Origin of the sequence: Mesorhizobium sp. M0051 (genome assembly GCF_040323235.1) — a bacterium.
Taxonomy (GTDB): domain Bacteria; phylum Pseudomonadota; class Alphaproteobacteria; order Rhizobiales; family Rhizobiaceae; genus Mesorhizobium.
Window position 1 is genome coordinate 63,551 of sequence record NZ_JAMYUT010000003.1, and the last position, 20,767, is coordinate 84,317.

Below are 20,767 nucleotides of genomic sequence, written 5' to 3' on the forward strand. Positions count from 1 at the left end.
CCACCTCTGGATCACCGCGATGTTGGAAATCCCGGAAGATCGCTGCGAGCGCCATCGCCTGTACAAGGCCATCGACGATGCCTTCAAGGCGGGCGATTTCGATGGTCTCGGCATGGCTATGGGTGGCTCGCCCCGCTGGTTCGACGAGCGCATGCCGTTTGAGCTCGGGCTCGGGCATCCGCTGGAATTTGCAATCTATTGGAGCCCCGTCGGTTTCATCTCGACCTTGCTGGATGCTGGCTCGGATCCAAATTATCAGGATCACGGCGGGTTTCCGTCCCTCATCGCGGCGCTGTCCACCGACCGGGCCGACAGGCTGGACATCGTGCGGGTATTGATCGAGGCCGGTGCCGACCCCAACATGCGGGGTGTGAACGACTGGACGCCGCTTCACTATTCGGTGGCCATCCGCAGCGTCGATGCGATCCGCCTGCTTTTGGCGGCGGGCGCCGACCCGACGCTCGAGACCCGCATCGATCACTACAGGACAGCCATCGAGGAGGCCGACATTGCCTGCTTTGACGCCGGTGCGTCCTTGCTGCGCGATGCGATAGCCGGGCCTGGCTCCAACCGCCGGTGAGTTAGGCCGCGATGAAAGATATAGGCCAAACTGGCCTCAGGCATTCTTCAAGCCCGCCTTGAAGCGCTTGCCATTGGCAACGTAGTGCGCCGCCGAGCCGCGCAACTTCGCCACGGCCGCGTCGTCCAGCACCCTGATTGCCTTGGCAGGCGAGCCGACGATCAGCGAATTGTCCGGGAATTCCTTGCCTTCGGTGACCAGCGCACCCGCACCGACCAACGAATTCCTGCCGATTTTCGCGCCGTTCAGCACGATGGCGCCCATACCGATCAGACTGTTGTCGCCGATCGTGCAGCCATGCAGCAAGGCGCGATGGCCGATCGTGCAGCCCTCCCCGATCGTCAGCGGAAAGCCGGGATCGGTGTGCATGACCGTATGTTCCTGCACATTGGTGTCGGCGCCGATGACGATGCGCTCATTGTCGCCGCGAATGACGGCGCCGAACCAGAAGCCGGCATTGCGGCCGACCCGAACGTCGCCGATCAGCGTCGCATCGGGCGCGATCCAGTTGGTCTGCACATCCGCGAAACTGGGCCCCGTTCCATCGATCGCGTAGAGCGGCATGTCTTGGTCTCCGAATCGTCTCAGCCTGGCAAGTCGGACCCTAGGAGACGGATCGTCCAAGAGGCAATGGCAAGCACGACCACGCCCAGCGCCAAGGACCAGGCTATTGCCGTGCAGCCGCAGGACATCAGCGCCATCATCGAAATGCGGCGCTCGCGCCGGGCATCGATGGCATCGTTGACGAGCATGAAAGGGCCGGCACACGCGGTGGCGAGCAGCGAGCGCAAGATATGGGACGGCGACACATAGGGTTCGGTGAAGGCGACCTTGCGGCCCGAAACCAGTTCCATGGCCGATCCGGCCATCCCGCAGGCGGTCAACCCGACGACAAAAGCGAAGAGCGTGAGTTCCAGCGGTCCCATCTTAACTTCCCATTTACCATGAAATTGCACAGTCGTTCCATGAAGGCTGCAAAAGCCATGCCGTGCGACGTGTACCGCCCAGGGACACAGAGGCGGCTGGGATCCGAGAACCGAGATGAAACAGGCAGCGCTCGCCAACGAACTCACCGTGGTCGATTCCAGGCTGATGAAGCGGGTGCTCTACGCGTTCGCGGCGCTGGCCCTGCTGTCGGCAGCGATCAGCCTCGGCGGCAAATGGTTCGGCCATTCGATCGCCATGGCCGGATACACCGACGACGCAACAATCCACCAGGTGGTGATCGGCAACAATGTCATCGCCGTGCCGGCCAACGCCATCCGTTTCGCCCAGGCCAGGCGCGACGGTATCGCCTCGCGGCTCGATCTCTATCTGCGCTACCCCCAGATGGACGGCTACAGCGAGGCCGCGCGCGACGATTTCAACCACACCGGGGCAGCCAAGAACATCGTCTTCCTGTCTTTCGAACAGCGGATGATGTCGCGTGACATGAGTGGCCGCTTCGCGCCGATCTACAGCGCGTTGATCACCAAACCCGGCATTGCGGGGCCTGGCGGCACGACGGTGTACGGTTTCAACGAGAAATCAGGCTATTTGAACGAGGTGCTGGTTGTCGCCGAGCGCCCCGGCAAGGACCCGTTCGTGGCACGTTGCCTGAGCGGGCCGAGTGCCGACGAATCGCTGGCGCCGTGCGAGCGCGACATCCAGGTCGGCGACGAACTCAGCCTCACCTATCGCTTCCCAAGGGAGTTTCTGGGTGATTGGCAGACGCTTGACGCGGCAATCGCCACAGAAGCCGGGCGTGTCCTGAAAACAGGACATTAGAATAGAAAGCGTCGGGAGATCCGGCTGGCCGGCCGCATTCGAGGCGCAGCCGGCCAAGCGCAAGGTGCTGGCTCAGGCCAGATCGATGTCGAGGATTGCCATCGAAAAATTGTAGTCGCCGTCGTCTTCATCCTTGAAGACGATGCCGAGGAATTCGTCACCGACATAGACCTCGGCTGAATCTTCCTTGCGCGGCCGTGCCTTGACCTCGAGCTTGGGGTTCTGGAAGACGCGCTTGAAATAGGCGTCCAGCTTTCTGATTTCGTCCGGCTTCAACAGTCTTCTCCGATCATCGGGCTTGCTCGTTCGAGCGCGCTTCTGACACGTCGACAATGGCGATGTAAAGGCAAGCGGCCCGATAAGGCGAGACAACCGCCACTCATGCCCACGGCCGGAATCCGGCAGCGGGCGGCGGCCTTGTGAAAATCAGATGTCGAAGCTGACGACCTGATCCATCGTCTGCGACGGCAGAAGCTGGTCCATCTGGCGCGACGGCTGATCGCAGCCGGTCTCGCCAACGACGCGAGCCGGTACGCCGGCAACCGTCTTGTTGTGCGGCACTGGCGACAGCACCACCGAGCCTGCCGCAATCTTCGAGCAATGGCCGATTTCGATGTTGCCGAGGATCTTGGCACCGGCGCCGATCAGCACGCCGTAGCGGATCTTGGGATGACGGTCGCCGCCGGCCTTGCCGGTACCGCCCAGTGTTACGCCATGCAAGATCGACACATCGTCCTCGATGACCGCGGTCTCGCCGACCACAAGGCCGGTGGCGTGGTCGATGAAGATGCCCTTGCCGATGCGCGCGGCCGGGTTGATGTCGGTCTGGAAGACCGAGGACGAGCGGCTCTGCAGATAGAGGGCGAAATCCTTGCGGCCCTGGCTCCACAGCCAATGCGCCAGGCGGTGTGTCTGGATGGCGTGAAAACCCTTGAAATAGAGCACCGGCATGATGAAGCGGTCGCAGGCCGGATCGCGGTCGTAATAGGCCTGGATGTCGACGCGCACGGTCGTCGGCCAGTCCTTGTCGTCGGCCAGCATGGATTTGAAGGTCTGGCGGATGAGATCGGAGCCGATGTCCTGGTGCGCCAGCCGTTCGGCCAGGCGATGGATGACCGCTTCCTCCAGGCTGTCCTGGTTGAGGATGGTCGAATAGAGGAACGCGGCGAGCAGCGGGTCGCGGTTGACAGCCTCCATCGCTTCGTCGCGGATCGAGCGCCAGATCGGATCGACCGGCTTCAATCCGCTGTGTCGGGAAATGCTGATGCTGTTCATCGCCGTCTCGTCCTGCGCCCTGCCGGGCTTGCCTGTTGTCCGGCCGCACATATAAGCCAGATCATAGCACGATTGAACTCAATTTTCCTCAGTGCATTGTCAAATGGATTTGGTTCGCGGGAATTCAAGCAGCCATGGAAAACGAACCCTTGATCGATGACGCTCTGAAGAGCGAGCTTTCAGCGCTCTACCGGGGACCAGGCCGCCATTACCACAACCTTGCCCATATCGAAGCGATGTTGGCGCTTGCAGGTGACTATCGGGCGGCGCTCGGCGACCCCGGAGCCGTCGAAGCGGCGATCTGGTTCCACGATGCCATCTATGACAGCAAGGCCAAGGACAACGAGGCGCAAAGTGCTGCCCTAGCCGAGAAGAAGCTGGCGGGCCGCGCGGACCCTTCCCGCCTCAACCGCATCTCGGCGATGATCGTCGCCACCGCCACACACCAGGTGCCGCCGTTTGACGACGCGACGAGCACACGCGACGCAAGTCTTTTCCTCGATATGGATCTGTCGATCCTGGGTGCCGCGCCGGACGCCTTCGACGCCTATGAGCGCGCCGTACGACGCGAGTACGCCTGGGTGGAGGGGCCGATGTGGCGGGCCGGGCGCAGTGCCGTGCTGAAGAATTTCTTCGCCCGCCCACACATTTTCCACACGGAGGAATTCCGGCAACGCTTTGAACGGCAGGCCCGCGAAAACATGGCGCGGTCGCTGGCGGCTCTCACCACAGGCTGAGGGCAGTCACGTCCCGCTCCCCTCGCCGTCCGCTCAGAGCGGATTTTCGGCATAGAACTCCACCACACGCTGCTTGAAGGTCTTGTCCCCGACTGCCAGCATGTGGTCACGGCCCACAATGTGAAAGGCCCCGGCGTTCGGCATCAACGCCGCGAGTTCATCGGGCGAGCCGCCAATGTCGTCGGTCGTGCCGACAGCGACCAGCGTCGGCTGGGCGATGCGGGCAATATCCTGCTCGCTCAGCAGTTCGCGCGATTTGGCAATGCAGGCGGCCAACGCACGGCGATCGCTGCGGGTCTGGTCGGCGAAGGCGCGAAACGAACGGCCGCGCGGATGGCTTGTCGCGGCCGGATCATCGGCAAGCAGGGCCGCGGCGATCGGATCCCAATCGCCGACGCCATCGATCATGCCGATGCCAAGACCTCCGAAAACCAGCGTCGCCACCTTGTCCGGATCCGACAGCGCCAGGAACGCCGCGATGCGCGCGCCCATCGAATAGCCCATGATATGGGCGCGCTCGATGCCGAGGTGGTCGAGCAAGGCGGCGGCATCCGAAGCCATCTTCGCCGGCGTATAGTCGGCCTCCTCATAGCTCTTCGAAGACGAACCATGGCCGCGGTTGTCGAAGGCGATGGCGCGGTAACCGGCATCGTTCAGCGTCTTGAACCAGCCGGGCGACACCCAATTGACATAGTGGCTCGAAGCGAAGCCGTGGATCATGAGGACCGGATCGCCCTCGCCCGACGCCGGCTGGCGGTCGAGGAAGGCAATGTCGAAGCCGTCATGGGTGAAAAGCTGCATCGGCGATCCCGCCTGTCCACTCAACCGCCGCCGCCATTGGGCGCATCGCCATTGTCGGCGGGCGGCATGCCGGGGCCGGACGCTGTGCCCACGGCCGGATGGCGCACCAGGTCGCCATATTCGATGCCGTTGCTGGCGGCCGTGCCGGCCTTGAGTTCGAGCACGAAACGTACCGGGACACCTGGCGAAATAACGGCGTCGGATTGCGGCTCACCGCGCTTGATCGCCCGGATCTTGCCGTCCTGGCCGACAAAGATCAGATCGAGCGGCATCGGCGTGTTCCGCATCCAGAAATTGACCTGCTGTGGCATCTCGAAGACGAACAGCATGCCGTGATCGTCGGGCATGTCCTGGCGATACATCAAACCGGCTTCGCGCTCTGGATCGGTGTCGGCGATTTCGATGGAAAAGGAGCGATCGCCGCCTTTCGTCACCACGACCAGTGGCGTCGGGTCGACCGCAAGGATCATCGCCCGACTGTCCGCCGCGGTCGGCCGTTCGGAATAGAAGAAGGCGCCTGCGGCGACGATGACGGCAATCACGGCGCACACCACGCCCGCCGCCAGCCAGTTCCTGTGAGCCATTCGAAATCCTCAGCCGGAAATCGTCCTAGTGCGAGACCGGCAAGGTCCCCATATCGGGGTGAATTTCGGCGGCCATAAGGCCTTTGTCGCCGCGTCCGAAACGAACCAGAACGACTTGGCCTGGCCGAAGCTCGGTGATGCCGTAGCGGCGCAAGGTCTCCATGTGGACGAAGATGTCCTCGGTGCCCTCGCCGCGGGTCAGAAAACCAAAACCCTTGGTGCGGTTGAACCACTTCACCAAAGCGCGTTCGAGACCGCTTTCCGGCGTCACCGCGACATGGGTGCGCTGCTCCTGCATCTCGGCCGGGTGAACCGCTGTGGTGAGATCCATGGAGAGAACCCGGAAGGCCTGCAATCCGCGGTCGCCATGCTTGACGAGGCAGACCACGCGCGCGCCCTCCAGGGCCGTCTGAAAGCCGTCCTTTCGAAGACACGTCACATGGAGGAGGATGTCGCCCGAAATGCCGTCATCCGGGAGGATGAAACCATAACCCTTGGCCACATCGAACCACTTGATCACGCCGGCAATTTCGAGCAGGTCGGCGGCGTCACCGCCTTCGTCACGCTGCAAGGCATCGCCTAGAGGTTCGTCCCGCCCCATGAAAGAGGCCTTTTCCCCCATAAGAATGCCCCCTCTTTTAAAGAACACCGCAACTGATTCTTGGGGACCAGATTAACACTGCCGCTTCCGGTGTGTGCAAGACCTGCCGTGCCTTTTTTCACGGTTCAATGGGGTGAATACCGGATTTGTTCTTTGCCGGCATTGCGCGATGCCGCATGATTGCCCTTTGACGGGGTCGACCCTATGTTGCACCGCAATGCAATTCCCACGAGGAATCCTCATGCGCTATCTGCACACCATGGTCCGCGTCGCCGACGTCGATGCCTCGCTTGACTTCTACTGCAACAAGCTCGGCCTCAAGGAGGTGCGCCGCTACGAAAACGAGCAAGGCCGCTTCACGCTGATCTTCCTCGCCGCGTCGGAAGACGAGCAAAGCGGCATCGCCGACAAGGCGCCGCTAATCGAACTGACCTACAATTGGGATCCGGAAGACTACAAGGGCGGGCGAAATTTCGGCCACCTCGCCTATGAGGTCGACGACATCTACGCCACCTGCCAGCATTTGATGGACAACGGCGTCATCATCAATCGGCCGCCGCGCGACGGCAATATGGCCTTCGTCAAGTCGCCGGACGGCATTTCGATCGAACTGCTGCAAAAGGGACCGGCGAAGCCCAAAGCCGAGCCTTGGGCCTCGATGCCGAACACCGGCACCTGGTAGCGATCACGCCATCTTGAGTGGGGCGGCCATGCGGACAAGCCGGCCGCCTTTGCCGTTCTGATCGAAGGCACCTATCTACCTGCTTATCGCGCCTGCCCGCCGAGGCCGGCGCTTACCAGGAGAATTCATTCATGCCGACCAGCCGTGCCGATATTGCCACCGAGCATGCCAGCCGCTACCTGCAGCAATTGTGCAAGCACTGGGCGCACAAATTCCCGGTCGAGTTCGATCCCGCCCATGGCACCATCGATCTCTCAATGGGCCGCACGGTTCTGGACGCAGACGCGACCGCGCTGCATATCACGGTTTCAACTGACGAAGCCGGATCGATCGAAGGGCTGGAAAGCGTCGTCGCCGATCACATCAAGCGCTTTGCTTTCCGCGAAGAGTTGACCTTCGACTGGAAACCCGCGCCGGCGGCATAAGCGCTTATTCGAGCACGACTTCTGGCGAAAACCGGTACCCACTTTTCGGGATCATGCTTCACTTCCCATCGGCCTGAGCGGCCATCGCCAGCAGCGCCTGCACCGAGCGCCAATTGCGCGCCGTGCCTGGCACTTTCAGGGTGCGCGGGATCAGCCCGGCAAACACCGATTTGCCCAGTCCATCCGGCGCATGCAGGTAGAGCACATCGCCCTTGACCTCGAAGCGTTCGGGCCCTGTGCACTTTTCGGCCAGCCGCGCCACCTCATCAGCGGTCGGCTCGCGTTCCAGCACATAGGCATGGAGCCTCGTGTGGTCCGCAGCCACGTCCGGATAGGGATTTTCGTTCACCAGCCGCTCGAACCATGAGAGATCGCGCACCATGATGCGGGAATGGAAACCCCATTTCTTCTCGAAGGCTGCTTCGAGCTGTTTTGCCAGCGTGACCGCGTTGCCCTTCTTCGCCTTGAACACGGCATTGCCGCTCTGCACATAGGTGGCGACATCGGAAAAGCCGAGATCCTCGAAGAATGATCGCAACTCCGCCATGTTGACGATGCGGTTGCCGCCGACATTGATGCCGGAAAACAGCGCGACGAAGGTTTTTCCGACACCGCTCATATGATGAACCCGGCCAAGGTCTCGTTGTCGGTGATGTCCTGGTACTGGACGCCTTCTGCCTCGAAATTCGCCTTGAGCAGGTCGAAATTGCGGCGGTCCTTGGTTTCGATGCCGATCAGCACCGAACCGAAATTGCGCGCCGATTTCTTCAGATATTCGAAACGGGCGATGTCGTCGTCCGGACCGAGCAGTTCGAGGAAGTCGCGCAGCGCGCCTGGCCGCTGGGGGAAGCGGATGATGAAGTATTTCTTCAGGCCCTCGAAGCGCAGTGCCCGCTCCTTGACGTCGGGCAGCCGCTCGAAATCGAAATTGCCGCCCGAGACCACGGCGACAATGGTCTTGCCCCTGATTTCCTTTCTGGAGAAATCCTTCAGCGCATCGATCGCCAGGGCACCGGCCGGCTCCAGCACGACGCCCTCGACGTTGAGCATCTCGATCATGGTGGCGCAGAGCCGGTTTTCCGGGATCAGCCGCACGGTGTCGGCAGGAAAATCCTTGAGATGCCGTAACGGCTCGCGGCCGATCTCGGCCACTGCCGCGCCATCGACGAAATTGTCGACCTTGGCGAGCTTGAGCCGTTTTCCCGCAGCGAGGCTCTCTCGCAGGCTCGGTGCGCCGGCTGGTTCACAGAAGACGAAGCGCGCTTCCCGGCCCTGATCGGCGAAAAAGTGAGTGACGCCGGCGGCGAGCCCGCCACCGCCGACCGGCAGCATGACGATGTCGGGCATGCGGGCGCCGGGCATCTGGTCCGCGATCTCATAGGCGACGGTCGCCTGGCCCTCGATGATGTCCTTGTGGTCGAAGGGCGGCACCATATGGGCGCCGGAACTTTCGGTGAATTCGAAGGCGGCGCGATAGCAATCGTCGAAAAAGTCGCCAACCAGCCTGATCTCGACGAAATCGCCGCCGAACAGCCTGGTCTTGTCGATCTTCTGCTGCGGTGTCGTCACGGGCATGAACACCACGCCCTTCTTGCCGAAATGGCGACAGACGAAAGCAAAGCCCTGCGCATGGTTGCCGGCGGACGCGCACACGAACAGTTCGGCCTCGTTGCCCGCCGCCAGCGTTTTGCGGAAGAAATTAAAGGCGCCGCGGATCTTGTAGGAACGCACGGGCGACAGATCCTCGCGCTTCAACAGCACCCGCGCGCCGGTCTTTTTCGACAAATAGTCGTTTTCCTGCAGCGGCGTTTCCGGGAAGATCTGACGGATCGCGGCAGCAGCGCCAGCAACGCGGGAAGAGAAACTGTTCATTGGAAACCTCTTCGCGGCGCATGTCGTCGGCAGACCTCGTCACCGATTGGGCTGCGCACCGTCAGTTGTTGGCGTTATGCTACGATGCAGCACGAACCCGCCTATTGCATATCCGGCCTTGCGACGCCATCGTCCCGCCATTCATGTCTTCTCGCAACGGGCATTCGCAAAAGCTTTGCAAGCTCTTGAAGGCGTTTTTTGATGCATTGGTGGCGGTCGGCCTGAAATCCTGTCCCTGCCAAAACCGGCGCGTCGACGGTAGATGCGGCTCATTGTGCGCACCAGGGAGGCGTTCCTCGCGTCATTTTGGCTTTCGCGCAACACTGCGGCGGCTGTAGCCGGGCGCTGATCACATTTCGATGGGACACGACTTAGTTCCGCCGCACTCTCCCTGTCCGGGAGGTGTCGCGGGGGTAGACAGGCCTTTCGGCCGGAGTTGGAATTTCAAGCGTGCCTTTGAAGAAGATCTTTACCGTTGTCCTTGCCTTGTTCGTCACCGGCTGCGCCGGCTCGCAAACACAGGAACTGCTGGGTAGCGCCATGGTGTCCGCCCCGGTGACGGAGATCGCCGGCAACCACAGCATCTTTATCGCCACGACGCGCAAGAAATCCGACGATCCCAATAAGGTTTTCGACGGCGAGCGCTCGGCGACGCTTAACTACGCGCGCGTCAACGTCACCGTTCCGGGGATCCACGAGACCGGCCAGATCGAGCGGCGCTCGCGCGGCAAGTCGGACGACCCGGCCAAATATTTCATGGCCTCCGAGGTCGTCGGCTACGACACGCAGCCGAAATTCTCCAGCGCCCTCAACGCCGACATCGCGGCGCGCGGCGGCCGCGTCATGGTCTTCGTGCATGGCTACAACACCGGCTTCGACGCCGCCGTCTATCGCCTCACCCAGATTGTCCACGATTCCGGCTATCCCGGCACGCCCGTGCTGTTTTCCTGGGCATCGGGCGCCAGGACCACCGACTATGTCTACGACAAGGAAAGCGCCAGTGCTGCCCGCGACCAGCTGGAAGTGACGCTCAGGATGCTGCAGCAGTCGGGCGCCCGGCGCATCGACATAGTCGCCCACTCAATGGGAACCTGGGTGACCATGGAAACGCTGCGCCAGATGGCCATCAGCGGCGACCGCGATCTCGGTGGCAAGCTCGGCGACGTGGTGCTGGCCTCACCCGACATCGACGTCGACGTGTTCAAGAGCCAGATGCGGCGCTACGGCAAGCCCGACAAGCCGTTCATCCTGCTATTGTCCGACGACGATCGGGCCCTGAGGCTCTCAGGCCTGATCGCCGGTTCGCGGCCGCGCGTCGGCGACTACAAGGATGCCGCCGATCTTGCCTCCTACGGCGTGACCGTCGTCGACCTCTCCACGGTCAAGGGAAGCGACAGCTTCAACCATACGAAATTCGCCGACAATCCAACGCTGGTGAAGATGATCGGCCAGCGCCTGCGCGAGGATGACGGCTTTGCCAGCGACCGTGACGTGACCGACCGCATCGGCCTGCTCGGCCAATAGATGGGGTCCCGCGGTTTCGCCGTGCCTGTTCAGTATTGCGGACGTATGGACTCACTTTGAACTGGACCGCGCCGGTGTCTGGCTCTATCGGAGTAGCCAGCGACGTCACGCGTTTGACGTCCCCCCCTTACGGGAGCTGGCGCGTGACCGTGCGTTCGAAGAGTTGCCTCGTCGTTGCTATCGCGCTCGCCGTGACCGGCTGCGCCGGCCAGAACACGCATGACCTGCTCAACAGGACCGCTGTCTCGGTGCCCGCTTCCGACATCGCGGCGACGCATGAGATCTTCGTTGCAACGACCCGGCAGAAGGCAATCAAGGATCCGCGACAGGTGTACGACGGCGATCGCTCGCTGACCACCAGCTTTGCCCGTGTCGACGTCACCGTTCCGAAAAGCCATCAGGTCGGCGCCATAGAGCGGGCCAAAGGATCGGCAAATAGCGCTCCGGCCAAGGACTTCACCGCCAGGGACGTAACCTTCTACGAAGGCGCGCCGCAATTCGCCAAGGCGGTCGGCGCAGACATCGCCATGCGCGGAGACCGTGTGCTGGTTTTCGTGCATGGCTTCAACAATGGCTTCGATGACGGCATCTATCGGCTGACGCAGATCGCCCACGACACGAAATATCCAGGTACGCCGGTGCTGTTCTCATGGGCGTCGAGCGGCAAGACCACCGGTTACATCTACGACAAGGAAAGCGCCAACGCGGCGCGCGACGACCTCGAGGCGACGCTCAGGATGCTAGCCAAGACTAAGGTCAAGAGCATCGACATCATCGCGCATTCGATGGGAACCTGGGTGACCATGGAGGCGCTGCGCCAGCTCGCCATCACCGGCGACCGCGATCTCGGCGGCAAGCTCGGCTACGTCATCCTGGCCTCGCCCGACATCGATGTCGATGTGTTCAAGAAGCAGATGATCCGCTACGGCAAACCCGATAAGCCGTTCGCCATTCTGCTCTCCGCGGATGACCGGGCTCTCAAGCTTTCCTCCCTGATCTCGGGCGACAAGCCACGTGTCGGCGACTACGGCAATGCGGCCGACCTTGCCAGCTATGGCGTGTCGGTGGTCGATCTTTCCCAGGCCAAGGGCGGCGACCGGCTCAACCACGCCAAATTCGCCGACAACCCGATGCTGGTGCAACTGCTCGGCGACCGGCTGCGGGCGCCAGCTGGCCTGGCCTCGGACGAACCCGGCCCGACACAGCTCAACAATCTCGGTCAAGGCCTCGGCAAGGCCGTCGGCTCGGTCGCCGAGATCGTCATCACCACGCCGTTCAAGGTGCTGACCATAGCCACCGGCGGGTGAGCGAGCCATCAGCCAGGATTGGTCGAGATTCAGGTCAGGCCGAGCCGAAAATGGTGGTGTCCGAGAACCGGAGCGGAGCGTACTTAAGTACGTGAGCACCGGAAGCGCAGGAAACCGGCGTTTGCAGGCCGGCATCACCTGAATATCGACCAATCCTAGACGAACAGGTCGACCTTCTGGAAAGTCGTCACATCGATCAGGCCGACATCGGAAATCCTGAGCTCGGGAATGACGACCAGCGCCAGCAGCGAGTGCTGCATATAGGCGTTGTTTAGCGAACAGCCCATCTTGCGCATCGCCTCGGTGAGCTTGTCCGCCTTGGCCGCGACGATTTCCGCCCGCTCGTCCGACATCAGCCCGGCGATCGGCATTTCGACCAGCGCCAGTTCCTTGCCCTTGGAGAACAGCACGACGCCGCCGCCGACCTCGCCCAGACGGTTCACGGCCAGCGCCATGTCCTGCTTGTTGGTGCCGACGCAGATAATGTGGTGGGCGTCATGCGCCACGCTGGACGCCATGGCGCAGTCGGCCATGTAACCGAACCCGGAGACGAAGGCGTTGGTAACGCCGCCCGTGCCTCTGTGGCGCTCGACAAGCGCGATCTGGCAGACATCGTTGCGGCGATCCATGGCGACCAGCCCGTCCTCGACCGGCAGATCGGCCTCCAGTGCCCGCGTCGGCGCCTGGTTCTCGATGACGCCGATGACGCGCACCCGCACCTCGTTGGCGCCCTTGGGAGCCACGATGTCGAAGTCGCCGCCCTTCAGCTTCTTGCCGAGCTTGACGGTATTCTTCGCCGTCTTCGGGTAATCATAGGCCGGAATATCGATTTCGAGCTTGCCGCCCTTGGCCAGCCTGACTCCGCGTGAATAGACCTCGTCTATGGTCATTGCGGCGAGATCCGAGACGATCAGCAGATCGGCCAGCCGACCCGGTGCAATCGAGCCGATCTCACGTTCCAGTTTGAAATGCCGGGCGGTGTTGAGCGTCGCCATCTGGATCGCCGTCACCGGCTTCAACCCCTGTTGGATGGCGTGGCGCACCACGCGGTCCATGTGGCCTTCATGAACCAGCGTGCCGGAATGGCTGTCGTCGGTGCACAGGATGAAGTTGCGCGGGTCGATCCCGCTCTCCGTCACCGCCTTGATCTGCGAGGCCACGTCGTACCAGGCCGAACCCAGCCGCAGCATCGCCTTCATGCCCTGGCGAACACGCGCAATGGCATCCTCGGCGCGCGTGCCCTCGTGGTCGTCTTCCGGGCCGCCTGCGACATAGCCATGGAACGGCAGACCGAGATCGCGCGAGGCATAGTGGCCACCGACCGTCTTGCCTGCCTTGACCGTCGCGGCGATCTCGCCCGACATGACCGGATCATTGGCGGCGACGCCGGGGAAATTCATCACCTCTCCCAGTCCGATGATGTTTTCCCAAGTCATCGCTTCCGCCACATCGGCGACCGTCAGTTCGGCGCCCGCATGTTCCAGCCCCGGCGCCGAAGGCACGCAGGACGGCATCTGCACATGCACGTTGATCGGCATGGCGACGGCCTCGTCATGCATCAGCCGCACGCCTGGCAGCCCCAGTACATTGGCGATCTCGTGCGGATCGATGAACATCGACGTGGTGCCATGCGGAATGACAGCCCGGCAGAACTCGGTCACCGTCACCATGCCACTCTCGACATGCATGTGCGCGTCGCAGAGGCCGGGCACCAGATAACGCCCGCCTGCGTCGACCACCTTGGTGACGCCCTGGCCGATGGCGTGGCTTGCATCAGGCCCGCAAAAGGCGAAGCGCCCGCCGGCAATGGCGATGTCGGTGCCGGCGATGATCTCGCCCGAATGGACGTTCACCCAGCGGCCGTTGCGGATAACGAGATCGGCGGGTTTGCGCCCCATGGCGACATCGACCAGATGCGTCGCCATCTCGGTCCAGGGTTTGGGTTTCGTCGCATGCCCCGACGGCTTCTTTGTCATGAAAGACTCCTGTTTGCCCGACTGTGCCAAGCCGATGTGGTTTTGGCCAGCGCTGAACGGTCTTTGCTCCTGTCGATCAACGGATTACGCCGTCTTCACCACATATTGGTCGCAGTCGGAATGGAATTCCGTTTTGTGGCAAATCAGGTTACCCTTTCCGCAAGGACATTTCTGGATCGCCATTTCGGGGAGTTCGATGCGTCGCCTGATGGTCGCAAGTGCCGTTTTTCTTGTCGCTTCGGCCGTGCCGGCTTTTGCAGCCGACCAGATGGTCGACGTGCCGATGACAGCGCCCGGCTTCGACTGGACGGGCTACTACGCCGGTCTGCAGGGCGGCTATGGCTGGGGCCGATCCGATATATCAACGACGGAAGGCGCGCCGTTTTCCATCACCCCCGATATTGATGGCGGCTTCGTCGGCGGCCATGTCGCCGGCCTGTGGCAGTTCGACCAAGCGGTGCTCGGCGCCGAGGCAGAGCTCAACTATTCGTCGATCGAAGGCACGACGGAATCGGGCCTGGGAAGCCCATTCGGGACCGACATCAAATGGTTCGGGTCGGTCAACGCCAAGGCCGGCTACGCCATGGATCGCCTGCTGGTCTACGGCATTGGCGGCGTCGCCTTTGCCGGCATCGAGACATCGCAAGTCGCGGGTCCGGCGTTCGCCAGCACGCGCACAAATGTCGGTTGGACCGTTGGTGCCGGCGTCGACTACGCACTGACCGACAAGTTCGTCGTCGGCGCGCAGTATCGCTACTATGATTTCGGCTCCGAGCACTACGACGTGGCGGAACCCTTCAACGATCGCGATCAGAACGTGAAGCTCAACACGGTCGGGATCAATTTGAGCTACAAGTTCTGAACCAGCCCACTGTTATCACCAAGCCGCCCGGGCCGTACGTCCGGCCAAGGCCAAAGACACGACTTGACGGCCTGTGTCTGGCGTCTGAAAAGGGCTGGCCTGCGGACGTGGCGGAATTGGTAGACGCAAGGGACTTAAAATCCCTCGATCTCTGATCGTACGGGTTCGATTCCCGTCGTCCGCACCAGATTGAATTCCAACGACTATCGCATTCTGAGGTGGTGGATGCCCAAGGAAATCATTGGTGGGAAGCCGAGCGGTGCGCAACATTTGACTTTGAGCGGGAATCGGAGCTTGCCTTGAACCTGACCTGGCCCTGCCACGAAACTACACCGATTCAAGAGCTCTTGAATCTGCCGGCGCCGAGGTCACCGCCGAGAACGGCGGCGGCGCTGACTTGAGGCTGCGGAAGGATCGGGTATGATTGCCACGATGTTTCGATGGGGCGCGATCCTTGGCGTCATCGGCTTTATCGGCGGGTTCGTGGGGCCGATTGTCTTCACGCCCGAAGCAAACCAGGGCCCGCTGCTCGGCATCTTCATCACAGGTCCGCTGGGCTTCGTGCTCGGCCTGATTGTCGGGCTGGTGCTTTCACTTCAGCCGAGGCGTTACTGAAATCGTCAAGCACTTCAGTGCGATCGAATCCGCATGCAGCGTGCCTCGTCCTGGCGTTGATAATCAGGCACGCAGGTGAGAACACCGGCCGGCGGTCGCGGCCCGACTCGCAAATAGCGATTCAATTAATTAGCGCGTGCTTAATCAGATCCGGAGGATTTTAACGAATCGTTGACCGCGCTGTCCCAGAATAGGACGGCGCGGTCAAACCCAACCGGACTGCGCAGGCGGCTCCGGCACTGAGCGCCCGCCGGACTGTCGGAGCCGCCACCTTACACTACAATATACCAGCAATGGTTGAATCAACCGTTACCGCACGTTCATTCGAGTGCGCGCCGCACCGAGGGGGCCGCCCTGCTTTCGGCGGCGCTTTGCTCTGGGACCGTTGCTTCGCGGGACAGGACTTAAGTCGCAGCTGAAAATGTTGTCGGAACCTTCCGCCCATTCCGCTGTTCTTGCAGCAGGTTTTTCGGGACGGAGGCGTCGCTTGCAAAACGTTACGGCAGAGCAGTCGCGAGCAGCACGAGCGCTCTTGAACTGGTCGCGCGCTCGACTTGGCGCGAAGTCCGATGTCAGCGAAGACACCATCCGCGAGTTTGAGAATGGCAACAGAATTCCCCGCAACGGCAACCTTACTCGCATTCGCCGAGCATTGGAGGCCGCCGGTGTTGTCTTCACCTCTGGATCGCCGTCGCTAAACTACCCCTCTGGTGATGCGGTTTAGCATAGGCTGCTCAAGGAAATGGAGACGCCGTTGGCAGGTGCTCCTCGACCACAACAATTGAATTGAAAATTCGGTCAAGGAACGCGGCCTAGCGATTTGCGCGATCCTTCGCCATGACGTTGAAAAGTACAAAGCATGCCATCAGCGATACGAAAGCGCCTATGAGGTCGTCGCCGGCCAGCCCCGAATTGTAGACCAAAGCAAACGCCAATACGGACATTTTCCCTACCCGGGTTTCAAAGCCTCGATTGAGATTCAACTTTCACGCAGCGCTAATGTTCCACTGCAGCGGCCCTATCGCTGGAATGAAGACGACTGTGCCGAGCACAATGCGTTTGGCCGTTGCATGAAAAGTCATGTCCAAGCCCTAAGGTTGCAGCCGGCGTTCTATGTCCGCAACCAGAAGCTGCATTACTTCAAATCAAAATCATCGGCAGACTGACAAAACCGAATGAACGCGCGCCAGATGGCCGCGCGCAGGTGAAATTGAGAATCCCAGCTTCCGTTGCTTTTCTGCGGATGGGCCTGCGGCATTCCAACTCAATATATTTGAATGCCAAGGCGCTCACGCCTTCGCCACCTCACCACAGCTCGATAGCTGGCGTCATCTTCAGGCACTTGAAGGGTAAAACGGTCGGGAATTGTGATGCTGGGGTCAACCCGCAATTCCGCACCGTGAGCGTGTTGATTCCGAACGCAGCAATCGATCTTCGCATCGTCCGTGATGATGGTCGCATCCTTCAGGACAATCCCACGTGTGTGAGAGCGTCGCTCCATCGGCGGATCGGTTGGGGTCATCGCGTTTTCTTCCCGTAAATCAGCGGTGAACGGTCGATGAACTTCAACGCATGACTCGCAAAACCATGATTCAATCAGCTATCACTAAAATGGTTGCCAAAACGCAAAGCCGACGCCCTTCTCGGTTTGTCTGCTCGAGAAGACCTCCGGTGGCCGTCAGTTGGTCTGCTTTGGTGACGCTGTGGTCCAGCGCCCGATGCCTGTAGGGCGCCGGATCGCCGCCAAGGGTCAGGCGGGGATCGGGTTCAGCTTCAAGTGCTGAATCAGAATAATGGTCTTGGCGTCGATGATGCGGCCGTCGGCAATGCCGGCCAGCGCCTCGTCGAGCGGCATTTCCAGAACCTCGATGTCCTCGCCTTCGTCCGCCGCACCGCCGCCTGCCGAGATGCGGTCAGCGGGCGAATAACGGGCGATAAAGAACCAGAGCCGTTCGGTGACGCTGCCCGGGCTCATATAGGGCGAAAACAGCCGCTCCACATTCTGCAGCCGGTAGCCGAGTTCCTCCTCCGCTTCCTTGCGGATACAGGTTTCCGGATCGTTTTCGTCGAGCAGCCCGGCACAGGCCTCGATCAGCGGCTCGCGGTGACCGGTGACGTAGGCGGGATAACGGAACTGGCGCACCAGGAGCACGGTCGAGCGCGAGGGATCGTAAGGCAGGATCACCGCGCCGTCGCCGCGATCATAAGTCTGGCGCACCTGCGTCTCCCACTCCCCGTCACGCCGGCGGTAGTCGAAGACGGTCTTCTTCAGAACGGCCCAGTCGTCGGAGAGAATTTCCTCCGAACGGATGCGAACGCGATCTTCCATCATGATCTCCATGCTTTTTTCGGGTCGAGGCCTAGCCGCGAACAAGCGTTTCGGCAATGCCCTCAGTGATTGGTCCAGAACCCGTTTCACCGCCTCGTGTCTGGCGTAGACGCGAACGGTTGCCTAAATAGCTGCTACCCCTCCCCGGAGCGCTTTTCATGACAATATCGCTTTTCCAGCCGATCACCCTCGACGGCCTTACCTTTCCCAATCGTATCGCTGTCGCGCCGATGTGCCAGTATTCGGCCGAAGACGGCTCGGCCGGCGACTGGCATCTCTACCATTGGATGAACCTTGCCATGTCCGGTGCCAGCATGGTCACCGTCGAGATGACCGATGTCGAGCGGCGCGGACGCATCACGCATGGCTGCCTCGGCCTCTATTCCGAAGACAATGAGGCAGCTGCCCGCCGGGCGCTCGACGCGGCAAGACGCGTCGCCGCTCCCGGCACGAAGTTCGGCTCCCAGCTTGCCCATGCCGGCCGCAAAGCCTCGAATCGCAAACCGTGGGAGGGCGGCGGACCGCTGCAACCTGATGAAGACCCCTGGCAGACAGTCTCGGCCTCGGCCATCGCTTACGACACCGGCTGGAACGTGCCACGGGCGCTGGAGGACGAAGAGATCCTGCAGCTCATCGAACGCTTCGCAGACGCGGCAAGGCGCGCCGAACGCGCGGGCTTCGACTTCCTCGAACTGCATGCCGCGCATGGCTATCTGATCTTCCAGTTCCTGTCGCCATTGTCCAACCAACGCACCGATCGCTGGGGTGGCTCGCTTGAGAACCGCATGCGTCTTGTCGTCGAAATCGCCAAGGCGGTGCGGAACGCGACGCCAAAACTGATGCTGGGCGCGCGGCTTTCGGTGAAGGATTGGGTCGATGGCGGCTTCGACGTGGAGGATGCGATCGAAGTGGCGAAAGCACTCAAGGACGCTGGCGTCGCCTATCTCTGCTGCTCGAGTGGCGGCAATTCTCCGTTGCAGAAATTGCCCACCGGTCCCGGCTACCAGGTGCATCTGGCAGAGGCTGTGCGCAAGGCCGCCGGCATTCCCACCCGTGCAGTTGGCCTGATCGACGATCCGAAGCAGGCCGAAGCGATCGTTGCCGAAGGCCGCGCCGACATGGTGGCGCTGGCGCGCGCCTTCCTGGCCGATCCGCGCTGGGGGTGGCGTGCGGCGGCAACGTTCAGCGAGACAATCCACCCGGCGCCCCAGCTTGCGCGCTCAGTGACCACGATGCAGCACTGGATGAAGGCGGCGGGCTGACCGGCCCGTTTTGCCGACGCCAACCTGCACTCTACCCTGGACTGTTCGCCCCGCTTCAATTCTCGCCGCAAACTGTTACGGTCGGTGAGGCTGCGGCGGGCGCGGTCGGGCTTGGGAGGAAATCATGTCGTTGAGGGCATTCTTGCCGGTTGCAGCGCTGACCGTTGTGGCCGGACTTTGGATCGGCACATCGGCGCCGGCCGGCGGACAATATTGCGAGGGCACTGTGCACGGCCTTTCCGGTCGCTACAATCTGGCGACCGGCAGCGGCTTTCTCGCCGTGCGGACGCGGCCGAACTCGTCGTCGCGGATGGTCGGGCAGCTGTTCAATGGCGATCATACCGAGATCTTCGACCGACGCGGCAACTGGTATCAGGTCGAAATCGGCGGCCGGACCGGCTGGGCAAACGCACGCTGGCTGCGCAACGACTGTGGCTACTGAGACGCCGGTGCATGTCACCCAAAAGTGGATCCGGTTTTGGGATAGCGACATGCATCAAACGAAGACCTAAGGCGCGTCGCAAATGCGACGCGTTTTTTGGGCGCAGTCTGAAGGCCATTGTTGCAACCAAATTGACTGCTTTGCGTTGCGGCCATCATGGACGACAAACCTTTTGAAGTGCCGGTCGTCGTCGAACTTGGCCACGTCGGCAAATATCGCCATATCCGCAGCGCCAAGGAGGCGGCGGAATGCTTGATGACCGTGTGGCCGCTCAATCGCGGGCCGCGCCATCGTGATGCCCTCGACACTTGCCTCAAAGTGCTGGAAGGTTATCGTTCGACAGCGGATGCGCGCCGGGCGCTGATCGAAGCTGCCAAGGAATCGGAAGTTCTGGTGCCCGACGACAAACTGCCCGACGACCGGCTGCATTGAGCGGTCGGACCTTTCAACTGGAGGCTTTCATGGCGAAACTGACTTACAAGATCGTCGAGCATGACGGCGGCTGGGCCTACAAGGTTGGAGCGACCTTCTCGGAGACGTTTCCCACCCATCAGGACGCATTGCGCGCCGCCGAAATCGCTTCGGCCGAGCAACGGATCGCCGGAGCCACGGACGGCATCCAGTACGAGGATGCCGATGGCGAATGGCATGAGGAACTGGCCGACGGTCGGGATCGGCCGCAGACAGAGGTTTCCGATTAAGTCTACAGTCAATTTTTGGCTGCATTGAGCGGGACGCCAGCCGCAGACGTCCGGAGAGGAAACGTCCCGCAGCCAGCAGCCGCTACGTGGCCCTATTTGCCGCAGTACTGATCGTTGACGTTCTGCCTGGAATTAGCGTCTGGACCGGGCGTGTGATCGGCACATGGGCCAATCCCGCCGGTGTTGCCCAAAGTGTTCAACCCGGACCTATCTGCATTGATGCTGCCGGTGGTGTTGGTATCGACAGCCGTCCGATCTTGATTGCCGAACAACCACCAGCGATGGTTGGAATAGTTGCTGTCCGACGACTGCGCCATCGCCGATGTGGCGAGACCGATGGTCAGGACGGATGCTGCGAGAAGTTTTGTGTACATCGCTTTTACTCCTATCTTGGTCGCCTTGGAGCGACAGGATAAAAGCCAGCA

27 protein-coding genes and 1 tRNA gene are annotated in these 20,767 nt (G+C 61.6%); 15 read left to right on the forward strand and 13 right to left on the reverse strand.

The window, feature by feature from the left end; translation table 11 throughout:
• Positions 1–19 precede the first annotated feature (19 nt).
• Entirely contained in the window at positions 20–580 is a 561-nt protein-coding gene (locus NKJ90_RS04025) for an ankyrin repeat domain-containing protein (protein WP_023759413.1), read from the forward strand.
• 36 nt (positions 581–616) lie between these two features.
• Here NKJ90_RS04025 and NKJ90_RS04030 read toward each other — a convergent pair whose 3' ends face one another.
• Entirely contained in the window at positions 617–1,144 is a 528-nt protein-coding gene (locus NKJ90_RS04030) for a gamma carbonic anhydrase family protein (protein WP_023759414.1), read from the reverse strand.
• 20 nt (positions 1,145–1,164) lie between these two features.
• On the reverse strand, positions 1,165–1,506 hold the full coding sequence (locus NKJ90_RS04035; RefSeq protein WP_023759415.1) for a DUF6949 family protein: 342 nt from the start codon (positions 1,504–1,506) through the stop codon (positions 1,165–1,167).
• Positions 1,507–1,621: 115 nt separating this feature from the next.
• On the opposite strand from NKJ90_RS04035, the gene NKJ90_RS04040 reads away from it, so the two are divergent.
• Entirely contained in the window at positions 1,622–2,347 is a 726-nt protein-coding gene (locus tag NKJ90_RS04040; protein WP_023759416.1) for a hypothetical protein, read from the forward strand.
• Between the two features lie 72 nt (positions 2,348–2,419).
• On the opposite strand, the gene NKJ90_RS04045 is transcribed toward NKJ90_RS04040, so the two are convergent.
• Both NKJ90_RS04045 and cysE read right to left on the reverse strand, forming a co-directional pair.
• Positions 2,420–2,623, reverse strand: a complete 204-nt coding sequence (locus tag NKJ90_RS04045) for a DUF3126 family protein (RefSeq protein ID WP_006200852.1) — start codon at positions 2,621–2,623, stop codon at positions 2,420–2,422.
• Between the two features lie 150 nt (positions 2,624–2,773).
• Positions 2,774–3,622 (reverse strand): serine O-acetyltransferase, encoded by an 849-nt coding sequence (gene cysE / locus NKJ90_RS04050; protein WP_023759417.1) that lies wholly within the window; start codon positions 3,620–3,622, stop codon positions 2,774–2,776.
• A 134-nt stretch (positions 3,623–3,756) separates the two neighbouring features.
• On the opposite strand from cysE, the gene NKJ90_RS04055 reads away from it, so the two are divergent.
• The gene (locus NKJ90_RS04055; protein ID WP_023759418.1) at positions 3,757–4,359 is read left to right on the forward strand and encodes an HD domain-containing protein; all 603 of its coding nucleotides are present in this window, start codon (positions 3,757–3,759) and stop codon (positions 4,357–4,359) included.
• Positions 4,360–4,392: 33 nt separating this feature from the next.
• On the opposite strand, the gene NKJ90_RS04060 is transcribed toward NKJ90_RS04055, so the two are convergent.
• From NKJ90_RS04060 to NKJ90_RS04070, 3 genes are read right to left on the reverse strand one after another with little or no spacing between them, the layout of a single operon-like run.
• Positions 4,393–5,160 carry an alpha/beta fold hydrolase gene (locus NKJ90_RS04060; protein WP_023759419.1) on the reverse strand — a complete coding sequence of 256 codons (768 nt, stop codon included), beginning with the start codon at positions 5,158–5,160 and terminating at the stop codon, positions 4,393–4,395.
• Positions 5,161–5,180: 20 nt separating this feature from the next.
• Positions 5,181–5,744 carry a DUF192 domain-containing protein gene (locus tag NKJ90_RS04065; RefSeq protein WP_023759420.1) on the reverse strand — a complete coding sequence of 188 codons (564 nt, stop codon included), beginning with the start codon at positions 5,742–5,744 and terminating at the stop codon, positions 5,181–5,183.
• A gap of 25 nt (positions 5,745–5,769) precedes the next feature.
• On the reverse strand, positions 5,770–6,366 hold the full coding sequence (locus NKJ90_RS04070) for a cold-shock protein (RefSeq protein ID WP_032907472.1): 597 nt from the start codon (positions 6,364–6,366) through the stop codon (positions 5,770–5,772).
• 220 nt (positions 6,367–6,586) lie between these two features.
• Here NKJ90_RS04070 and gloA point away from each other — a divergent pair, with 220 nt between their 5' ends.
• Positions 6,587–7,027: a lactoylglutathione lyase gene (gene gloA / locus NKJ90_RS04075; RefSeq protein WP_023759421.1), complete on the forward strand. Its 441-nt coding sequence runs from the start codon at positions 6,587–6,589 to the stop codon at positions 7,025–7,027.
• A 131-nt stretch (positions 7,028–7,158) separates the two neighbouring features.
• Entirely contained in the window at positions 7,159–7,452 is a 294-nt protein-coding gene (locus NKJ90_RS04080; protein WP_023759422.1) for a DUF2218 domain-containing protein, read from the forward strand.
• A gap of 58 nt (positions 7,453–7,510) precedes the next feature.
• On the opposite strand, the gene NKJ90_RS04085 is transcribed toward NKJ90_RS04080, so the two are convergent.
• Together NKJ90_RS04085 and ilvA are read right to left on the reverse strand one after the other, a co-directional pair.
• On the reverse strand, positions 7,511–8,071 hold the full coding sequence (locus tag NKJ90_RS04085) for a DUF1697 domain-containing protein (RefSeq protein ID WP_023759423.1): 561 nt from the start codon (positions 8,069–8,071) through the stop codon (positions 7,511–7,513).
• On the reverse strand, positions 8,068–9,324 hold the full coding sequence (gene ilvA, locus NKJ90_RS04090) for a threonine ammonia-lyase IlvA (protein WP_023759424.1): 1,257 nt from the start codon (positions 9,322–9,324) through the stop codon (positions 8,068–8,070). The genes NKJ90_RS04085 and ilvA overlap by 4 nt, the downstream gene beginning before the upstream one ends.
• A gap of 450 nt (positions 9,325–9,774) precedes the next feature.
• Here ilvA and NKJ90_RS04095 point away from each other — a divergent pair, with 450 nt between their 5' ends.
• Positions 9,775–10,848 (forward strand): alpha/beta hydrolase, encoded by a 1,074-nt coding sequence (locus NKJ90_RS04095; RefSeq protein WP_023759425.1) that lies wholly within the window; start codon positions 9,775–9,777, stop codon positions 10,846–10,848.
• A gap of 143 nt (positions 10,849–10,991) precedes the next feature.
• A complete protein-coding gene (locus NKJ90_RS04100; RefSeq protein WP_023759426.1) occupies positions 10,992–12,155 on the forward strand; it encodes an alpha/beta hydrolase in 1,164 nt (387 codons plus the stop codon).
• 155 nt (positions 12,156–12,310) lie between these two features.
• On the opposite strand, the gene ade is transcribed toward NKJ90_RS04100, so the two are convergent.
• Entirely contained in the window at positions 12,311–14,131 is a 1,821-nt protein-coding gene (gene ade, locus NKJ90_RS04105) for an adenine deaminase (RefSeq protein ID WP_352485700.1), read from the reverse strand.
• 196 nt (positions 14,132–14,327) lie between these two features.
• On the opposite strand from ade, the gene NKJ90_RS04110 reads away from it, so the two are divergent.
• The 4 genes from NKJ90_RS04110 (at position 14,328) to NKJ90_RS04125 (ending at position 16,332) form a co-directional block, all read left to right on the forward strand.
• Positions 14,328–14,993, forward strand: a complete 666-nt coding sequence (locus NKJ90_RS04110) for an outer membrane protein (protein ID WP_023759427.1) — start codon at positions 14,328–14,330, stop codon at positions 14,991–14,993.
• A gap of 101 nt (positions 14,994–15,094) precedes the next feature.
• Positions 15,095–15,180: transfer RNA gene (locus tag NKJ90_RS04115), tRNA-Leu, on the forward strand.
• Positions 15,181–15,413: 233 nt separating this feature from the next.
• On the forward strand, positions 15,414–15,608 hold the full coding sequence (locus NKJ90_RS04120; RefSeq protein ID WP_050589529.1) for a hypothetical protein: 195 nt from the start codon (positions 15,414–15,416) through the stop codon (positions 15,606–15,608).
• A 421-nt stretch (positions 15,609–16,029) separates the two neighbouring features.
• On the forward strand, positions 16,030–16,332 hold the full coding sequence (locus tag NKJ90_RS04125; RefSeq protein ID WP_084025427.1) for a helix-turn-helix domain-containing protein: 303 nt from the start codon (positions 16,030–16,032) through the stop codon (positions 16,330–16,332).
• A 540-nt stretch (positions 16,333–16,872) separates the two neighbouring features.
• Here NKJ90_RS04125 and NKJ90_RS04130 read toward each other — a convergent pair.
• Positions 16,873–17,130, reverse strand: coding sequence for a PilZ domain-containing protein (locus NKJ90_RS04130; protein ID WP_031260248.1), 258 nt, complete (start codon positions 17,128–17,130; stop codon positions 16,873–16,875).
• A gap of 228 nt (positions 17,131–17,358) precedes the next feature.
• On the reverse strand, positions 17,359–17,937 hold the full coding sequence (locus NKJ90_RS04135) for an NUDIX domain-containing protein (RefSeq protein WP_023759461.1): 579 nt from the start codon (positions 17,935–17,937) through the stop codon (positions 17,359–17,361).
• 158 nt (positions 17,938–18,095) lie between these two features.
• On the opposite strand from NKJ90_RS04135, the gene NKJ90_RS04140 reads away from it, so the two are divergent.
• From NKJ90_RS04140 to NKJ90_RS04155, 4 genes are all read left to right on the forward strand, one after another.
• A complete protein-coding gene (locus tag NKJ90_RS04140) occupies positions 18,096–19,199 on the forward strand; it encodes an NADH:flavin oxidoreductase/NADH oxidase (RefSeq protein ID WP_023759462.1) in 1,104 nt (367 codons plus the stop codon).
• Positions 19,200–19,323: 124 nt separating this feature from the next.
• The gene (locus NKJ90_RS04145) at positions 19,324–19,641 is read left to right on the forward strand and encodes an SH3 domain-containing protein (protein WP_023759463.1); all 318 of its coding nucleotides are present in this window, start codon (positions 19,324–19,326) and stop codon (positions 19,639–19,641) included.
• 153 nt (positions 19,642–19,794) lie between these two features.
• The gene (locus NKJ90_RS04150) at positions 19,795–20,073 is read left to right on the forward strand and encodes a DUF982 domain-containing protein (RefSeq protein ID WP_032907483.1); all 279 of its coding nucleotides are present in this window, start codon (positions 19,795–19,797) and stop codon (positions 20,071–20,073) included.
• Positions 20,074–20,102: 29 nt separating this feature from the next.
• Positions 20,103–20,342, forward strand: coding sequence for a DUF2188 domain-containing protein (locus tag NKJ90_RS04155; RefSeq protein WP_023759465.1), 240 nt, complete (start codon positions 20,103–20,105; stop codon positions 20,340–20,342).
• A gap of 92 nt (positions 20,343–20,434) precedes the next feature.
• Here NKJ90_RS04155 and NKJ90_RS04160 read toward each other — a convergent pair whose 3' ends face one another.
• On the reverse strand, positions 20,435–20,716 hold the full coding sequence (locus tag NKJ90_RS04160) for a hypothetical protein (RefSeq protein ID WP_023759466.1): 282 nt from the start codon (positions 20,714–20,716) through the stop codon (positions 20,435–20,437).
• Between the last annotated feature and the right edge of the window lie 51 nt (positions 20,717–20,767).

Excerpts from the sequence above, each read along its gene's own strand:
- cysE (WP_023759417.1), bottom strand. The coding sequence starts at position 3,622 with ATGAACAGCATCAGCATTTCCCGACACAGCGGATTGAAGCCGGTCGAT.
- NKJ90_RS04140 (WP_023759462.1), top strand. The coding sequence starts at position 18,096 with ATGACAATATCGCTTTTCCAGCCGATCACCCTCGACGGCCTTACCTTT.
- NKJ90_RS04130 (WP_031260248.1), bottom strand. The coding sequence starts at position 17,130 with ATGACCCCAACCGATCCGCCGATGGAGCGACGCTCTCACACACGTGGG.
- ilvA (WP_023759424.1), bottom strand. The coding sequence starts at position 9,324 with ATGAACAGTTTCTCTTCCCGCGTTGCTGGCGCTGCTGCCGCGATCCGT.
- NKJ90_RS04110 (WP_023759427.1), top strand. The coding sequence starts at position 14,328 with ATGCGTCGCCTGATGGTCGCAAGTGCCGTTTTTCTTGTCGCTTCGGCC.
- NKJ90_RS04065 (WP_023759420.1), bottom strand. The coding sequence starts at position 5,744 with ATGGCTCACAGGAACTGGCTGGCGGCGGGCGTGGTGTGCGCCGTGATT.
- NKJ90_RS04085 (WP_023759423.1), bottom strand. The coding sequence starts at position 8,071 with ATGAGCGGTGTCGGAAAAACCTTCGTCGCGCTGTTTTCCGGCATCAAT.
- NKJ90_RS04035 (WP_023759415.1), bottom strand. The coding sequence starts at position 1,506 with ATGGGACCGCTGGAACTCACGCTCTTCGCTTTTGTCGTCGGGTTGACC.
- NKJ90_RS04120 (WP_050589529.1), top strand. The coding sequence starts at position 15,414 with ATGATTGCCACGATGTTTCGATGGGGCGCGATCCTTGGCGTCATCGGC.
- NKJ90_RS04040 (WP_023759416.1), top strand. The coding sequence starts at position 1,622 with ATGAAACAGGCAGCGCTCGCCAACGAACTCACCGTGGTCGATTCCAGG.
- gloA (WP_023759421.1), top strand. The coding sequence starts at position 6,587 with ATGCGCTATCTGCACACCATGGTCCGCGTCGCCGACGTCGATGCCTCG.
- NKJ90_RS04080 (WP_023759422.1), top strand. The coding sequence starts at position 7,159 with ATGCCGACCAGCCGTGCCGATATTGCCACCGAGCATGCCAGCCGCTAC.
- NKJ90_RS04030 (WP_023759414.1), bottom strand. The coding sequence starts at position 1,144 with ATGCCGCTCTACGCGATCGATGGAACGGGGCCCAGTTTCGCGGATGTG.
- NKJ90_RS04055 (WP_023759418.1), top strand. The coding sequence starts at position 3,757 with ATGGAAAACGAACCCTTGATCGATGACGCTCTGAAGAGCGAGCTTTCA.
- NKJ90_RS04155 (WP_023759465.1), top strand. The coding sequence starts at position 20,103 with ATGGCGAAACTGACTTACAAGATCGTCGAGCATGACGGCGGCTGGGCC.
- NKJ90_RS04160 (WP_023759466.1), bottom strand. The coding sequence starts at position 20,716 with ATGTACACAAAACTTCTCGCAGCATCCGTCCTGACCATCGGTCTCGCC.
- NKJ90_RS04125 (WP_084025427.1), top strand. The coding sequence starts at position 16,030 with ATGTTGTCGGAACCTTCCGCCCATTCCGCTGTTCTTGCAGCAGGTTTT.
- NKJ90_RS04145 (WP_023759463.1), top strand. The coding sequence starts at position 19,324 with ATGTCGTTGAGGGCATTCTTGCCGGTTGCAGCGCTGACCGTTGTGGCC.
- NKJ90_RS04060 (WP_023759419.1), bottom strand. The coding sequence starts at position 5,160 with ATGCAGCTTTTCACCCATGACGGCTTCGACATTGCCTTCCTCGACCGC.
- NKJ90_RS04135 (WP_023759461.1), bottom strand. The coding sequence starts at position 17,937 with ATGGAAGATCGCGTTCGCATCCGTTCGGAGGAAATTCTCTCCGACGAC.
- NKJ90_RS04025 (WP_023759413.1), top strand. The coding sequence starts at position 20 with ATGTTGGAAATCCCGGAAGATCGCTGCGAGCGCCATCGCCTGTACAAG.
- NKJ90_RS04070 (WP_032907472.1), bottom strand. The coding sequence starts at position 6,366 with ATGGGGGAAAAGGCCTCTTTCATGGGGCGGGACGAACCTCTAGGCGAT.
- ade (WP_352485700.1), bottom strand. The coding sequence starts at position 14,131 with ATGACAAAGAAGCCGTCGGGGCATGCGACGAAACCCAAACCCTGGACC.